This window comes from Sphingomonas aurantiaca (assembly GCF_003050705.1).
GTDB lineage: Bacteria > Pseudomonadota > Alphaproteobacteria > Sphingomonadales > Sphingomonadaceae > Sphingomonas > Sphingomonas aurantiaca.
This window is the reverse complement of the sequence record NZ_QAOG01000002.1, coordinates 305,334-320,948: the sequence shown is the minus strand read 5'-3', so window position 1 is coordinate 320,948 and position 15,615 is coordinate 305,334. Positions and strand designations below refer to the sequence as shown.

Here is a 15,615-nt window from a genome sequence, read left to right as displayed (position 1 = left end):
TCTGCAACCTAGGAGGCCTCCATCCGCGCACCGTGTCGACATTTGCCGGGAGACGATGTGGACGGTTGAAAGGCAAAACCACGCCAATCTAGGCCACGTGGACAAAGGTTGACGCGCGTCTGATCGGTTGATTCAAGGCTGTCTTTTGGAGGCGGCGTTGGGCGAGCGGATTGGGGTTTCGGATGATGAGTGGGCTCTGATCGGGCCCCTGCTGCCGTCGGAGCGAGGACGTGGCTGCCGACCCGCGGGAGACAACCGGCCCTATTTCGAAGGCATGGTGTGGATGGCGCGGACAGGCGCGCAATGGCGGCACTTGCCGGATGAATATGGCAAGTGGAACAGTGTGTTCCGGCGGTATCGTCGCTGGGTCGTGACGGGCGTGTTCGAAGCCATGCTGGAGACCCTGGCCGCTGTCGTCGAGCGGGATGTCAGCGCCGACATGATCGACAGCACCGTAGTCCGGGCGCACCACTGCGCCGTCGGGCTAAAAAAAGGGATCAAGAATTCGAAGGGCTCGGCCGTTCGCGAGGCGGCTTCACAACCAAGCTGCACGCCCGCTGTGATGGTCAGGGGCGACCGCTATGTTTCGTCCTGACGCCGGGCCAGGCCCACGACGTGAAGGGCTTCGGGCCCTTGTTCGGGATGCTGGCTGACCGGATCGAGGCCCTGCTTGCCGATAAGGGCTATGACGCCGATGCCATCCGCCAGGAACTCGCCAAGGCGGATGTCGAGGCGGTCATTCCAACCAAAAGTAACCGCCGCATAGATCCCGCATGATCGCGAGAAATACCGTTGGCGCAATCTCGTCGAGCGCTTGTTCAGCAAGCTCAAGAACTGGCGCCGTGTCGCAACGCGTTATGACAAGACAGCAGAGTCATATCTCGGCTTCGTCGCGCTCGCATCAGTTACGCTGTGGCTGCCCTTTGTCCACGTCGCCTAACTCATCGTTCTTTGGCAAGAAACCATTTCGCTTGGTATTGCCAGACTTGGACGGATTGTATGTACACATTGATAGATACGTCAAAAATGACCGACCCCTGTTGCTGGGTGGAGCAAAAGATCCCGGTACGTTCTTTGTAAAAACGGTGAAGCGGACGAGTACTGACGCAGCTTACAATCAGAATACATTTTACGAGGCGTGGCGTCTGATCATTCAGCGTTATGGGATATATAATCCATATACCGGCCTGGGTGCCATTCGTGGGCTACTCCCACATGGGCCTCATAACGTGCGCGATATCTTGGCGACCCACATACTCAAGAAGACTGGTTCATACGAGCAAGCGAGCTATGCGATTCAGGATACGCCTGAAATGGTCGCGGAGCATTACGGTCGGTTTCTCCCTCAGGATAAAGCCGCGCTGGCTGCTGAAATACTTAACCGGGTCTGGGCAGCCTAACGGCTTATTATAAGAGAAAAATATTCTCGACGTCGTCCATCCGACGAGGGCTATTTGATCCCTAATCCGGATCAAAAGCAGAACTTGTGCTTGGTGCATGTGCTAGTCGATCCACGCGTAAGCGCGGATCGACCCTTTAGAATGTTGTAACCGCGGCGGAATCGGTCGAGTGTGGCTCATGGCATTTTGCGATGGGATACTTGGTTGTTGACAGCACATCCTTGCAAACTTTCAAGTTCGGATCTGATGTTCGGTCCCGCCGAGGATGGCGACGCGATCTGTCATGCTGGTGATCCGCATCAGTGAGAGCTGGAGCAGCGTTGCGGCGGGATCGACCTTGCTCACTAAGCGCTCCAGCTCCGCCTCGAAGCTGGCTGCGTCATTGACCTGCCATTCGCGGATTTGCCAACGGTAGCGGCCGGTTCGGACTGGGGTAACCTAGGGCCCCTCCCCATTCCCAAAATCGACGAGCAAGGCATGCCCGGGAACGTCGCGCTGAGGCATCGGTCTTGGGCGTTCGAGCATACCAAGTAGGGCTGCCGATCTCGAGGACGCCGTGCCAATCCCGCCAGCGAGAGATATTTGAGATCGGAACGTTCGGCGCGGTCGGGTGGCGTCTGGTTGGTGGCCTCGCCCCGCGATCCAAAATCCCTGGTTGAACCGTGCGCGAAACCGGTGCGAAGCAGTGAGCCCTACGTCGCCACCGTATCAAATCGGCAGTCGGATCGTCGCGGTTGTGCCGGTGCGTGAGCTGTTCTCGTAGCAGCTGGTCGCCTCCCTGGTTCGGTCAGGATCATGGCGTTGGCCGTGCGACGCGCCCTGCCGAGCTGCCAATCGGCACTGTGCAGAACGCGTACCATTCACTCTCTTGCCGGCGTCTCGCCGCTCCAGATTCTCCGGAACGTCCAGCGAACAGATAGAGCGCGAGAAAGCCTCTAGATTCCTGCTAGAAACGCCCCTGCAGTTTCTCCCCTCGTAATGGCTATTTGCTCCCCAAATCGGATCAGATCAGGAACATTGATTTTGTCATCGGAAGATGATCAGCACTTTAGCGCGCTGTCTCGCGCGCTTAAGTTACTCTCGGAAAAGGCTAATGGGGTCCTCTTTGCCGGGTTCGTGTGGGCCCAAGTCAAGACGAATTTCATGCGGATTTGACAGCACACCTTACGCAAGCTTTGGAATGACTGAGCTGCCGCATGCTCTCGACAAGTTGATAAACGAACGGCTGCTTTTTGCGATCACCGCCCGATAGCGGACAGGCTGCTTTCCACCAATTTCGCTGGTTCCAAGTTGCACACTCTAATAGGGCGCAAGCCCCCCGCCTCGCCCGTTAGCTTCCCGTGTGCCTTTTGATGCAGTCCGGGATATCTGATGGGCGGCGGCATAAACACTTGCCCGCACGCCGCCATTATTCATCCTGCGGTGATGCGAACCGATGCACTCGCAACCCCATTTAACATGCTTATCCCCCCGCCTCGCCCGCGTACTTTCTACGTCGCAAAAGGTGCAATCCCAGACCGGTCGGAAGCTGGCTCAGGTCCTAGGCCGCGCAACGTTTAGAACCGGCGCGGCGTGGGTGCAGTTTGGTGCACTTCCGGCGGTGCCGGGTTGAGCCTGTGGGGAGTGGCAGCCTAGGGGCGTTTGGGCAAGGCCCCGGCACCCCAGCCGCACCGGCACCCCGGCCCCGCGTGTCGGATCGATCCCGTCACCCCGGCCGACCCTTCGTAGCGCGCCTCGTGACTCCCTCGTCTCGTTACCCCAAATACCGCGCAAGAACCCCCGCCTCGCCCGCGAGCTTTTTGGGTGGCTTTGGATGCAGTTAGCGGATGTGCTGCAGAGGGGCGGAAAACCTTGCCCTCACTGGTCTCCAGCCGGCTGAGCAGCGCTGACCGTTTCTTTAGATCACGTGGGTGACGCCCACGCCCGCGATCAATAACGATCTCGCTGCAACCCGCGCTCTCGAGCGCAGTCACCTGCTCTGCGATGTCGACGACAAAGGCCGATGCCCGCGCATATCCGATCGTCTGCAACTACCTGTCGCCTCCCAATTTCTCGCCCCGATCCGAGTGCGAAGCAGACATATCGGGAATGCGGTTCGAAGCCACGCAGCAAAAGAACCCAGTAGGAACGATTGACCAGTTTCAGCATGCTATTCTGCGATGCTCCCCGCCAGGACAGCCTCGCACGCGGGAAAACCCTAATCCGGCTAACCTACCGGCCCTATGCGTCGAATGTATCTAATAAAGAACGGCTTTTTTATTAGGGTCGGACCCTCACCAGGCCTAACCTTTTCAACCCAAAAACCTAATCCCATTGAAAGCAAACGATTTTTCTGACCGGGACAATCAGGGTCATTGGTTATAATCTGATTATAGTAATGTTAGGGAAAAGGTTAGGCCAAAAACCGCAGAAATCCGCCGATGTTAGGGAGGTTAGGGTTTTCCCGCCCCCTACTTTTATATTTTGGCGATGGCCCGTGCACTGGGATAGGCTCGTGCTATCGAGTAGCTATTCGACTTCGCCCAGATCGCTAGGGATCGCGACTCAGGCGCGTTCGTTACCTGAGTGCGTCGGCGCTTCAATTTGAACTAGGGGCGTGCGCGCAGGACGCGAAACTGCCGTTCCTAGCTGCCAAAATCGGGACTTATGCGTGCCGAATCCGTAGAAATCGGGACGGCGTGCGCGTTTACACCGAGAAGCTGTGCCCCTTTTTGTGCTACGTCAGATTGGCTGCTATCAGGCGCTTTCGGCCGCTTTGTCGTCGTCACGAGAGCGGGGCGGATCGTAGCGGGAACATACTGTGCCCCCTATTGTGCCAACGCAAGCCTTAGCTACTCGCGTGTTTCGCATGTTTGAAAGGGGCCAAAAAACCCCAGAAATGGCCGAAAAGCTGGTGCCCCCGGCGAGATTTGAACACGCGGCCTACGGTTTAGGAAACCGTCAGTTGCTCGCGTTCCGACATTCCGCACACGTCCAGACGAGCTTCGGTTGCGCAACGGAATTCACTCATCCTCCCCAGGATGCACGGGACGGCGCAAGCCGGCACGCTCACCAGCGGTCGCTGGATGTTCAACCCGTTGGGTTCGGGGCCTCGGAGGCTTGGTGGGGCTTCAAACTGCGCACGCCATAGGCGTTCCTCTTATATTTATATCTTACAGGGCCTCTGTGTGACCGCTCGGCGGATTTGCACTATCAACAAAAGCGCGGACGCGGGCGAGAATGGCGCGCAGCTCGGGGCTCTGGACCTCGGCGATCACGTCGTCGACCGTCGCGGTGTCCAGCTTCTTCTGGCGTGCGAGCTTCTCAGCAACAGCGCGGACGAACTCGCTCGGCTTACGGAGCATCCGGCGCACGCATTCGCGTACCGTTGGCGGCTGTAACAGGATGAAGGCGTTCGCGATCTGCTCACTCTGCTGCTCGTCAGGCTCAGCATTCTCTATCGGCACGCAGCGCCGGATCCAGGTTAGAAAACCACACGCCTTCAGGCGGTCGAGCGCCTCGCCTACGGCGCTGCGCGACCGATGTATCTTGTCAGCGATCCACTGGTAGGTTGGATCGAGGCGGCCATCCTTACGGCCCCGCAGGCGCAAGAGGCAGCGCAGCACTTCGAGCCCGATCGCGCCGAGCGCGCCGTTGCGCTTCCCCGGTAACTTTGTCTCGTGATCGAAAGCCTCGGCCGCGCGCATCCGCGCGTTATGCTCGGTCTTCGGGAACGTGTTGTGCGTACGCCAGAGGGACATTTCCGAGCCACCGGCATTATGGCTGTTGCGCCGAACGGGCGAGTTCGAACGCGCGCGCTCGCGGACGCCGGTGGTGACCTCGTTGAAAGAGCGCGCGGTCATGCCGCCGCTCCCGCACGCGTCAGGCGTGTTGCCGCAGCCCCGTCAGCAACGATTCCAGCGGTGCGAGGTCCTGTACCAGCATATCCGCCCATTCCTGCGCCAGTTCGCGCCTGCGCGGCATATAGGCGGCGCGGTTGTACGCGGCCTCGACGCTGTTGCTCGGTACATGCGCCAGCATCAGGTCGATGATCGCTCGATCCCCTACCCTGCTCTCCACGCCCGCCAGTTCGTTCATCACGGTCGAGAACGTCGATCGCCAACCGTGCGGTACATGCAACCCCGTGAACCCGGCTTCGCGATACGCCTTGCTCAGCGTGCTGTCGCTCAGCGGCCGGCGCGGATGGCGCACGCTGCGAAAGATCAGCGGCCCCTTCCCCGAGAAGTCCATCGCGACGGTAATCGTATCGACCGCCTGCCTCGACAACGGCACGATGAATTCGAAGGCCGCATCCTCCTTCTGGTCGACGACCAGTTTCATCTTGGCGGCCGGGATACGCCAGATTGGCTCTGGCCCGCCCAGCCCCTCGAATTCCTTCGGCTCTGCCATTCGCAGCACGCCCGAGCGCACGGCCGTTAGCGACAGAAAGCGCGACGCGAGTTTGGTCAGCGGATGGGCCGGCTGCTCCTCGACCTTGCGCAATACGATGCGCGCAGCTTCCACCGTCCGCACCGCGGGTTGCTTGCCGCGCTTGATCGGCGACAGCGCGCGTTGCGCCACCGCGGCTGGATCGGTCGCCACTATGCCGCTGCCGATCGCGCGGGCAAAGACCTCCGAGATCCGCTGGCGGATGCGATGCGCTGTCTCGATCGCCCCGCGCTCCTCGACCGCTCGCAGCACCTTGAGCACCAGCGGTGTCGTGATCGCATCGATCGGCAGGTGCCCGAGCTTCGGATAGACGTCCTGCACGAAGCTGTTCTTTACGTTCTGCGCATACCGCTTCGACCAGGTCGCGTCCTGGCTGACCAGCCAGTCTTCCGCAATCGTCTTGAACGTTGCCCCCACCCGAGCGACCTGCGCAGCCGCCTGCTGGACCTTGTGCACCGACGGGTCGACGCCATCCCGCAACAGCTTGGCCGCGTTCTCGCGCATCGCGCGCGCCTGGAGCAGCGTCGTGTCCGGATACGACCCGAACACCAGGCGCTTCTCCTTGCCCGCAAATCGAAATTTCATACGCCAGCTGCGATAGCCGCTCGGCATGACGAATAAATATAGTCCGCCGGAGTCGCCGAGCTTGTAAGCCTTGTCCTTCGGCTTGGCCTTTTTGATGGCGGTATCGGTCAGCATTCGGTGCCCCCACCCAAAGAAACTGGTGCCCCCGAAGTGCCCCCAAATGATCGTCGCTGCATGGGGTGACAATGGGACGCGGCGGGACACCGCACAACCCTGTAACGGCACCAAAAACCGCCCCTTGCGGGACGGTTTGGGATGCGTTGGAATTCGTGGTTGGTGCCCCTGGCCGGAATCGAACCAGCATGCCTTGCGGCAACCGATTTTGAGTCGGTCGCGTCTACCAATTTCGCCACAGGGGCAGCGGCGGGTTGGCTAGACGAAGCATTCGTCCGCCGCAAGCGGTCTTGATCGGAAAACGTGTCGGTTCAGTTTCTCGGCGGCTGGCGGCGGTAGCTGAGCGCTTCGGCGATGTGGAGGCGGGCGACGGTTTCGCTGCCAGCCAGGTCGGCGATGGTGCGGCCAACGCGGAGGATGCGTGTGTAGCCGCGCGCGGTCAGCCGCATCGCTTCGGCGGCCTGGGCGAGCAGGCGACGACCCGCTTCGTCCGGCGTGGCGACGGCATCGAGCAAGGCGCCATCCGCCTCCGCATTCGTGCGAACCGGGTGGTCGCGGTAGCGGTCGGACTGGATCGCGCGGGCGGCAGCAACGCGGACGGCGACCTCCGCCGAGCCCTCGGTCGGTGGCGGGAGGATCAGGTCGGCGGCGCTGACCGCCTGGACGTCGATGTGGAGGTCGATCCGGTCGAGCAAAGGCCCCGACACCTTTGCCTGATAGTCGGCCGCGCATTTCGGCGCGCGTGCGCAGGCCAGGCTCGCATCGCCGAGATGCCCGCACCGGCACGGGTTCATCGCCGCGATCAGCTGGACGCGTGCCGGGAAGGTGACGTGCGCGTTGGCGCGGGCGACGCTGACGGTGCCGGTCTCCAGCGGCTGGCGGAGCGAATCGAGGACGGCGCGCTGGAACTCGGGGAGTTCGTCGAGGAACAGCACGCCGAGATGCGCGAGACTGACCTCGCCCGGTTTCACCTTGAGCCCGCCGCCGGTGAGCGCCGCCATCGAGGCGGAATGGTGCGGGGCGCGGAACGGCCGCGTACGCGTGAGGCGTCCGCCGGTCAGCGTGCCAGCGACCGACTGGACCATCGACACTTCGAGCGCCTCGGCCGGATCGAGCGGCGGCAGGATACCCGGGAGGCACGACGCCATCAGCGACTTGCCCGAGCCCGGGGGCCCTACCATCAACAGATTGTGCGCGCCCGCCGCGGCGATCTCGAGCGCACGCTTGGCCGTCTCCTGTCCTTTGACCTGGCGGAGGTCGGGACCGTGATCGGCGTGCTCGGCAATCCCCGGCTTGGGCGGACTGAGCAGACCGTGCCCTTTGAAGTGGTTAAGCAGCGACAGCAGGTCGGGCGCGGCGATCACTTCGATCTCGCCGGCCCAAGCCGCTTCCGAGCCTTGCGCCGCCGGGCAGACGAGCCCCTTCCCCACTTCAGACGCGTGCAGTGCCGCCAGCAGCACGCCGGGCGAGGCGGTGATCCGCGCGTCGAGCCCGAGTTCGCCGACGATCACGTAATCGGCCAGCGCCTCGGCATCGACAACGCCCATCGCGGCCAGCAGCGCGAGCGCGATCGGTAGATCGAAATGCGATCCTTCTTTCGGCAGATCGGCGGGCGACAGGTTCACCGCGATGCGTTTCGGCGGCAGCGACAACCCCATGCCGGCGATCGCGCCGCGTACGCGCTCGCGGCTTTCACCGACCGCCTTGTCCGCCAGTCCGACCACGTTGAACGCAGGAAGTCCTGGAATCAGTTGGACTTGCACCTCGACCGCGCGGGCCTCCAGCCCGAGATACGCCACCGTCGCTACGATCGCCGCCATGCCCGCTCCCCCGCGACTATGACGTCACGCCTTATTCATACCCGATTTGCCTTGTCTGCAAGGACCAGCGGGCTAGCGCCGTCTTGCCAATCTAATACACCGGACCCACATGCCTTCCGTGAACGCCGTCCGCTCTCCCATCCTGCGCATCGGCCAGTTGGTGCTGGGCGTGCTCCTGATCCTCGGCGCACCGGTTCTCGCGCCGCTGCCGGGGCCGGCTGGGATCTTTCTGTTCGCGGGCGGGATGGTGCTGATCCTGCGCAATTCGCGGTGGGCGCGGTTGAAATGGGCTCGGCTGAAGCGGCGTTGGCCGCGCGCCGGGCATTTCGTCGATCGCATGATGCGGCGACAAAGCGCGATGCGGCGGCATGCGCGGGCTAAGGCGTCGAAAAGCGCCATGGCCAAGGCCGGTGCGAATTGACTTACCCGCCCCGTTTCCCTAAGCGCCCAACCATCAAGGCCGTCCCCGTGGCGGCCGTTTTCTATTTGATGACCTAGGGAATGACCAATGAAGCGGACCTTTCAGCCGAGCAACCTGGTACGCGCACGCCGTCACGGCTTCCGCGCACGGATGGCGACGGTCGGCGGCCGGGCAGTGATCCATGCACGCCGCGCGCGCGGTCGCAAGAAGCTGTCGGCCTAACGATACTCGACAAACGCCGCGATTTTCTCGCGGCGAATGCGGGGAAGCGCGCACCGATGCCGGGATTCGTCCTGCTCATGCGCCCCCGCGATGACGGTGACGACACGATGCGAATCGGCTTCACCGTCACCAAGAAGATTGGCAACGCCGTCGTCCGGAACCGCATGAAACGGCGGTTGCGGGCGTTGGCGCGTGAGCTATTGGCGGAACGCGGCGTTGCGGGGGCTGATCATGTGCTAATCGGCCGCAGCGGCGGGATCGAGCGCGATTACGCGCTGTTGCGGACTGAGCTTGGCAAGGCATTCCGCAAGGTGACGCCGCAGGCCGCTCCCGACACCACCCCGGCGAAGGCCGGGGCCCAGATGGAAAAGCGGTCGTGATGAAGCACCGCCATCCGTTAGCAACGTTTCCCTACTTGACCCCGGCCTCCGCCGGGGTGCTGTTCGGGTTCGGATGGCGTGGTGCCCACGGGGCCACCTCCCCCAGCGTCTTGTTCTCCCGCGAAGGCGGGAGCCCAGTCTGGGTCCCTGCCTTCGCGGGGACACAATGGGGGGCACGAACGCCCGCGCTGACATGTTAGCCCGCCTCCTCATCCTGATCGCGCGCGGCTGGCAACTCGGCCCTTCGCTCGTCCTGCCGTCGAGCTGTCGCTACGATCCTTCGTGTTCCGCCTATGCAATCGAGGCCGTTGGGCGCTATGGCGCGCGCAAGGGGGGCTGGTTGGCGGCGAAGCGTATCGCCCGCTGCCATCCGTGGGGCGGGTATGGACCCGACCCAGTCCCAGAGCTGAAGCCTGAGAAATTGAAAGACGCCGCCCTGTGAAAGACGACAAGCAGAATTTCGTGCTGTTCGCGGTGATCGCGGCGCTGATCCTGTTCGGATGGCCGCTGATCCAGGGCAAGTTCTTCCCGACCGCGAATCCGCCGGTCACGAGGATCGAGGACGGCAAGTCCAAGCCGATCGCGAACCCCGCTGCCGATCCGGCCGCCGATGGCGCTGCTGCCGTGCGCAATCGCGCCGAGGTGATCGCCGAGACGCCGCGCCTGCGGATCGAGACGCCACGCGTGTCAGGGTCGATTAACCTGAAGGGCGCGCGGATCGACGATCTCGTGCTCAAGGGCTATGACGAGACGGTCGCGAAGAACTCACCGCCGATACGGCTGTTGTCGCCCGCGGGCGCACCCGACGCCTATTTCGCGAGCTTCGGCTGGCGTGCGCAGGGGCTGACCCCGCCCGCCGCCGACGCCGTCTGGACGCCTTCTGGCGCCACCACGCTGACGCCGACGACGCCGGTCACGCTCGACGCGACCAACGCCACCGGCCAGCGCTTCCGCATCCAGATCGCGGTCGACGGCGATTACATGTTCACGGTCCGCCAGACCGTCCTGAACGCAGGCACCGCGCCCGTTCCCGTCGCGACCTATGGCCTCGTCAACCGGGTCGGCATCTCGAAGGATCCGTCGTCGATGACGATCCATGTCGGGCCGATGTCGGTCGACAATGGCGGCGCCCATTACCGCCCCAACTACAAGGACATCGACGAGGCCGCACAGAAGTTCACGACGACCGGCGGCTGGCTCGGCTTCACCGACAAATACTGGCTGACCGCGATCATCCCCGATCAGGGCCAGACGTTCGACGGCCAGTTCCGCGCCGGCGCGAACAAGGCATACCAGGCCGATTACGCGCTCCAGCCCAAGCAGATCGCACCGGGCCAGGCGATCACGCAGGTCTCGCGCTTCTTCGCGGGCGCCAAGGAAGTCCGCCTGCTCGATCGCTACACCGACCAGCAGGGCGTCGCGAAGCTGGACTATGCGATCGACTGGGGCTGGTTCCGGATCGTCGAGAAACCGATCTTCTATTATCTCGACTGGCTGTTCCGCATGATCGGCAACTTCGGCGTTGCGATCATCCTGCTGACGGTGACGATCCGCGGGCTGCTGTTCCCGATCGCGCAGCGCCAGTTCAAGTCGATGGCGGCGATGCGCGCCGTCCAGCCGAAAATGAAGGCGCTCCAGGCCAAGCACAAGGACGACAAGGTCCGCCTGCAGCAGGAGACGATGGCGCTGTACAAGGCCGAGGGCGTCAATCCGCTCGCCGGCTGCGCGCCGACGCTGCTCCAGATCCCGATCATGTACGCGCTGTACAAGGTGCTGATGCTGACGATCGAGATGCGTCACCAGCCCTTCGTCGCGTGGATCAAGGATCTTTCCGCGCCCGATCCGCTGACGCCGCTCAACCTGTTCGGCCTCCTCGCCTTCACGCCGCCGCACTTCATCGCGATCGGTGTCGTTCCGATCATCCTGGGCATCAGCATGTACTTCCAGTTCAAGCTGAACCCGACGCCGATGGACGACACGCAGAAGCAGGTCTTCGCGCTGCTCCCCTGGGTGCTGATGTTCGTGATGGCGCCGTTCGCGGTCGGCCTTCAGGTCTACTGGATCACGTCGAACTGCCTGACGATCCTGCAGCAGAAGCTGCTCTACGCCCGGCATCCGGGCCTGAAAGTGCCGGTGACCAAGTGAACGACGTTCCCAACCTTGGGCCTGACCTCGAGAAGTCCGACGCGCCGTTCACCGCGGAACAGCTCGAACATGCCCGCAAATTGTTTGCAGGGCATGTCGGCTTCCTGAAGTCGGCGCCGACGCTCGAATTCCTGCCCGACGCGACGGTGCCGGAGGTGGCGTTTGCCGGTCGCTCGAACGTCGGCAAGTCGTCACTGCTCAACGCGCTGACGGGCCGCAACTCGATGGCGCGTACGTCGAACACGCCGGGCCGCACGCAGGAACTGAACTTCTTCGACGTCGGCGCGCCACTTGCGTTCCGCCTCGTCGACATGCCCGGCTATGGCTTTGCCAAGGCGCCGAAGGATGTCGTCAAGAAATGGCGTTTCCTGATCAACGACTTCCTGCGCGGGCGCGACGTGTTGAAGCGCGCGCTGGTGCTGATCGATTCGCGTCACGGCATCAAGGATGTCGACCGCGAGATCCTCGAGATGCTCGACAAGGCCGCGGTCAGCTATCGCATGGTCCTCACCAAGGCGGACAAGATCAAGGCGTCCGAGCTGGTCGAGGTCACCGAGCGTACCGCGCTCGAGGCGCGCAAGCGCCCGGCCGCGCATCCCGACATCCTCGTCACGTCGAGCGAATACGGCATGGGCATCCCCGAATTGCGCGCCGCGGTGGTCGAAGCGGTCAGCTGAGACGACACTCGCACCAATTGCAACGAGATCGGTTCGACCTGTTTTTAGCACCTGACACGGTCCGTCAAACTTCGTAGCTTCCCGCAAAAGGGGAGTGAGTAATGCGTAAGCGTACAGGGGCGATTCTGGCGATGGCCGCCATGCTGTCGGGCTGCGGGGGCAGCGACAGCGGCAATATCTCGACGGGCGGCAGCACGCCTTCGCCGACGCCGACAGCGTCGACCGGCTGTTCGCTCCGCGAGCGCCAGGACTGGGCCGCATCGCAGTTGCGCGAATGGTACCTGTTCCCCGATACGCTGCCCGCCACGCTCAGCCCCGCCGCCTACACGACGGTCGACGACTATATCGACGCGTTGACCGCCACCGCGCGATCGCAGCGTAAGGACCGGTTCTTCACCTATCTGACTTCGATCAAGGCAGAAGACGCCTATTATGCTTCCGGCTCGAGCGCGGGCTTCGGGCTGCGGTTCGCGCTGGATCAGAGCGGCCGCCGGCTGTTCGCGGCGGAGGCGTTCGAAGGCGCGCCAGGGCTCGCGGCGGGAATCGATCGCGGTACGGAGATCGTGGCGATCGGTACGACGTCGGCCAATCTGCGCACCGTCAGCGCGATCATCGCCGCCGAGGGGACGGCCGGACTGACCAATGCGCTCGGCCCCGATACGGTCGGCACCGCGCGCGTGATGCAGGTCAGCGACGCGGCAGGCACGCGGACCGTCACCGTGACCAAGGCCGATTTCTCGCTGCTGCCGGTATCGACGCGCTACGGCGCCAAGATCATCCAAGATGGCGGGCAGAGCGTCGGCTATATCAACCTTCGGACGTTCATCAAAACCGCCGAACCCGCGCTGAAGACCGCCTTTGCCGATTTCCGCGCGAAGGGCGTGACGCGGGTCATCATCGATCTGCGCTACAATGGCGGCGGCCTGATCGAGACCGCGGAATATCTGGGCGACCTGCTCGGCGGGGCGCGATCGACCTCCGAAGTCTTCGACTATGTGACGTTCCGCACCGAGAAGGCGTCGAACAACACGACCCGGTTCTTCGCGCCAAAGGCCGAATCGATCGCGCCGACGCGGATCGCGTTCATCGGCACCGGCGGCACCGCATCGGCGAGCGAACTGGTGATCAACGCGTTCACGCCGTACCTGCACACCAATGCCGGGCTGATCGGCACCAACACCTATGGCAAGCCCGTCGGCCAGATCGCGCTCGACAAGGAAGCATGCGACGATCGCCTGCGCGTGGTAGCGCTGGCGACGCAGAATGCGGCGCGCAACGGCAATTACTATGACGGGCTGGCGAGCACCGTCGAGGCGTCGTGCCAGGCATCGGACGAGATCGCCTACCAGCTGGGCGATCCGCTCGAATCATCGACGCGGCAGGCACTCAACTTCCTGGCCGGGCGCAGCTGCACGCCGATCACGGGCGATGCGAGTGCACGTTCGCTACGCACGTCGACCGCGCGGCAGGACCTGCTGATCCCGGATCGTCCGGGCACCGCGCAGCGCGACGTGCCGGGGCTGTTCTGACCCGTGCACGCGGTGCAGCGGAGATATGAGCGGGGCGATTGCCTCTTGTCGCCCGCTCGCCTAGCACCGCGCGCATGAAACTGATCATCGGCAACAAGGCCTATTCCTCTTGGTCGCTGCGCGGCTGGCTCGCATGCAAGCAGTCGGGGCTGCCGTTCGAGGAGGTGGTCGTGCCGATGTACGACGCCGATTGGGAAAAGCGACGCGCGGGCGATGAGTTCGCGCCGTCGTCGGGCAAGGTGCCGATCCTGTGGGACGGCGACGCGGTGGTGTGGGACAGCCTCGCGATCGTCGACTACCTCGCCGACAAGGTTGGGCGCGAGCGGTTCTGGCCCGAGGACAATGCCGCGCGCGCGATGGCGCGGTCGATGGCGGCGGAGATGCATTCGAGCTTTGCCGCGCTGCGTCGCAAGCACAGCATGAACGTGCGGCAGGTGTTCCCGGCACGGACACCCGATGACGACGTGCTCGCCGAGTTGCAGCGGATCATGGAGATCTGGGCACAGGCGCGCGCGCGCTTCGGCGGCGGTGGCGACTTCCTGTTCGGCCAGTTCGGTGCCGCAGACATCATGTTCGCGCCGGTCGTCACGCGGATCGTCACCTATCAGCTGCCGATCGCGCGCTTTGCTGCAGGCTATATGCAGGCGATGTTCGAGCATCCCTTCATGCAGGACTGGATCGCGTCCGCGCAGGAAGAGGAATGGGTGCTCGAGCAATATGAGCAGCCGGTCGCCACACCTGCCTGATCAAGAGCGCGGCGTGATCGACCCCGTCCACCTGACCCAGGCGCTGTTGCGCGCAGACAGCGTTACGCCTGCGCGTGGCACGGTGTTCGACGTGCTCGAAGCGGCGCTCGTGCCGATCGGCTTTGCGGTCGACCGGTTCGTGGTCGGTGCGGCGCCGGACGGCCCGGTCGAGAATCTGCTCGCCACACGGGGCGACGGCCCACGACATCTGGCGTTTGCCGGGCACGTTGACGTCGTGCCGCCCGGCGAGGGCTGGACCGGGTCGCCCTGGTCCGGCGAGGTCCGCGGCGGATTGCTGTACGGACGCGGTGCGGTCGACATGAAGGGCGCGGTCGCAGCCTTCGTCGCCGCCGCCAGCCGGAGCGATGCCGACAAGGGCACGCTGTCGCTGATCATCACCGGCGACGAGGAGGGCCCGGCGACCTACGGGACCGTCGCGCTGATGGAGCGGATGGCCGCGCGCGGGATCGTCCCCGAGCTTTGCCTGGTCGGCGAACCGACCTCGACCGAACGGCTTGGCGACATGGTCAAGATCGGGCGGCGCGGCTCGGTCAACATCTGGATCGACGTGCCGGGACGGCAGGGGCATGTCGCCTACCCGCATCTCGCCGACAATCCGATCCCGCGGCTGATCGCGGTCCTCGCCGAGATCGAGACCGTCGTGCTCGACGAAGGGACCGACTGGTTCCAGCCATCAAATATCGAGGTCACCGACATCACGGTCGGCAACCCCGCGCACAACGTCATACCGGCGCACGCGTCGGCAAGGCTCAGCATCCGGTTCAACGATCGCCATCGCGGCGACGACCTGATCACGCGGATCCGCAAGATCGCCGATCGTCATGCGCCGGGTGCGGTGGTGACGGGCAAGGTCTCGGGCGAGGCGTTCCTGACCGAGCCGGGCGCCTTCTCGACCTTGCTGTCGGAGGCGATCGTCGCGGCGACCGGGGTCACGCCGGCGCTGTCGACCACCGGCGGCACCTCCGACGCGCGGTTCCTGTCGAAGCTGTGCCCGGTGGTCGAGTTCGGGCTGATCAACGCGACGATGCACAAGGTCGACGAAGCGGTCGCGGTCGAGGACCTGCGAACGCTGGCGGACATCTATGCGGACGTGATCGAACGGGCGCTGCGCTAGCGTCGTTTGGCCG

Annotated in this window: 13 protein-coding genes, 1 tRNA gene and 1 pseudogene; 11 read left to right on the top strand and 4 right to left on the bottom strand. The window is 63.7% G+C overall.

All coding sequences use genetic code 11. From position 1 onward, the window contains the following. The first annotated feature begins 169 nt into the window (after positions 1 to 169). Both C8J26_RS06930 and C8J26_RS06925 read left to right on the top strand, forming a co-directional pair. Positions 170 to 940, top strand: a pseudogene (locus C8J26_RS06930) (IS5 family transposase). Between the two features lie 46 nt (positions 941 to 986). Beyond that, entirely contained in the window at positions 987 to 1,400 is a 414-nt protein-coding gene (locus C8J26_RS06925) for a hypothetical protein (RefSeq protein ID WP_244185201.1), read from the top strand. 3,152 nt (positions 1,401 to 4,552) lie between these two features. On the opposite strand, the gene C8J26_RS06920 is transcribed toward C8J26_RS06925, so the two are convergent. From C8J26_RS06920 to C8J26_RS06905, 4 genes are all read right to left on the bottom strand, one after another. Beyond that, positions 4,553 to 5,242 (bottom strand): replication protein A, encoded by a 690-nt coding sequence (locus C8J26_RS06920; protein ID WP_107957277.1) that lies wholly within the window; start codon positions 5,240 to 5,242, stop codon positions 4,553 to 4,555. 19 nt (positions 5,243 to 5,261) lie between these two features. Beyond that, a complete protein-coding gene (locus C8J26_RS06915) occupies positions 5,262 to 6,527 on the bottom strand; it encodes a tyrosine-type recombinase/integrase (protein ID WP_107957276.1) in 1,266 nt (421 codons plus the stop codon). Between the two features lie 160 nt (positions 6,528 to 6,687). Continuing rightward, positions 6,688 to 6,772: transfer RNA gene (locus tag C8J26_RS06910), tRNA-Leu, on the bottom strand. Between the two features lie 66 nt (positions 6,773 to 6,838). After that, a complete protein-coding gene (locus C8J26_RS06905) occupies positions 6,839 to 8,347 on the bottom strand; it encodes a YifB family Mg chelatase-like AAA ATPase (RefSeq protein WP_107957275.1) in 1,509 nt (502 codons plus the stop codon). 109 nt (positions 8,348 to 8,456) lie between these two features. Here C8J26_RS06905 and C8J26_RS06900 point away from each other — a divergent pair, with 109 nt between their 5' ends. From C8J26_RS06900 to dapE, 9 genes are all read left to right on the top strand, one after another. Beyond that, positions 8,457 to 8,768, top strand: a complete 312-nt coding sequence (locus C8J26_RS06900) for a hypothetical protein (protein ID WP_107957274.1) — start codon at positions 8,457 to 8,459, stop codon at positions 8,766 to 8,768. 87 nt (positions 8,769 to 8,855) lie between these two features. After that, positions 8,856 to 8,990 carry a 50S ribosomal protein L34 gene (gene rpmH, locus C8J26_RS06895; RefSeq protein WP_031393806.1) on the top strand — a complete coding sequence of 45 codons (135 nt, stop codon included), beginning with the start codon at positions 8,856 to 8,858 and terminating at the stop codon, positions 8,988 to 8,990. A gap of 2 nt (positions 8,991 to 8,992) precedes the next feature. Next, a complete protein-coding gene (gene rnpA / locus C8J26_RS06890) occupies positions 8,993 to 9,370 on the top strand; it encodes a ribonuclease P protein component (RefSeq protein WP_082445446.1) in 378 nt (125 codons plus the stop codon). A 193-nt stretch (positions 9,371 to 9,563) separates the two neighbouring features. Further along, entirely contained in the window at positions 9,564 to 9,812 is a 249-nt protein-coding gene (yidD, locus tag C8J26_RS06885; RefSeq protein WP_082445447.1) for a membrane protein insertion efficiency factor YidD, read from the top strand. Beyond that, positions 9,809 to 11,515: a membrane protein insertase YidC gene (gene yidC / locus C8J26_RS06880; protein WP_107957273.1), complete on the top strand. Its 1,707-nt coding sequence runs from the start codon at positions 9,809 to 9,811 to the stop codon at positions 11,513 to 11,515. Before yidD ends, yidC begins: the two co-directional genes overlap by 4 nt. An 80-nt stretch (positions 11,516 to 11,595) precedes the next feature. Beyond that, on the top strand, positions 11,596 to 12,192 hold the full coding sequence (yihA, locus tag C8J26_RS06875) for a ribosome biogenesis GTP-binding protein YihA/YsxC (RefSeq protein WP_056420495.1): 597 nt from the start codon (positions 11,596 to 11,598) through the stop codon (positions 12,190 to 12,192). A 101-nt stretch (positions 12,193 to 12,293) separates the two neighbouring features. Continuing rightward, the gene (locus C8J26_RS06870) at positions 12,294 to 13,721 is read left to right on the top strand and encodes a S41 family peptidase (RefSeq protein WP_082445428.1); all 1,428 of its coding nucleotides are present in this window, start codon (positions 12,294 to 12,296) and stop codon (positions 13,719 to 13,721) included. Positions 13,722 to 13,795: 74 nt separating this feature from the next. Continuing rightward, positions 13,796 to 14,467: a glutathione S-transferase gene (locus tag C8J26_RS06865; RefSeq protein ID WP_056419864.1), complete on the top strand. Its 672-nt coding sequence runs from the start codon at positions 13,796 to 13,798 to the stop codon at positions 14,465 to 14,467. Continuing rightward, the gene (gene dapE / locus C8J26_RS06860) at positions 14,439 to 15,602 is read left to right on the top strand and encodes a succinyl-diaminopimelate desuccinylase (protein ID WP_107957271.1); all 1,164 of its coding nucleotides are present in this window, start codon (positions 14,439 to 14,441) and stop codon (positions 15,600 to 15,602) included. Before C8J26_RS06865 ends, dapE begins: the two co-directional genes overlap by 29 nt. Positions 15,603 to 15,615: the final 13 nt, after the last annotated feature.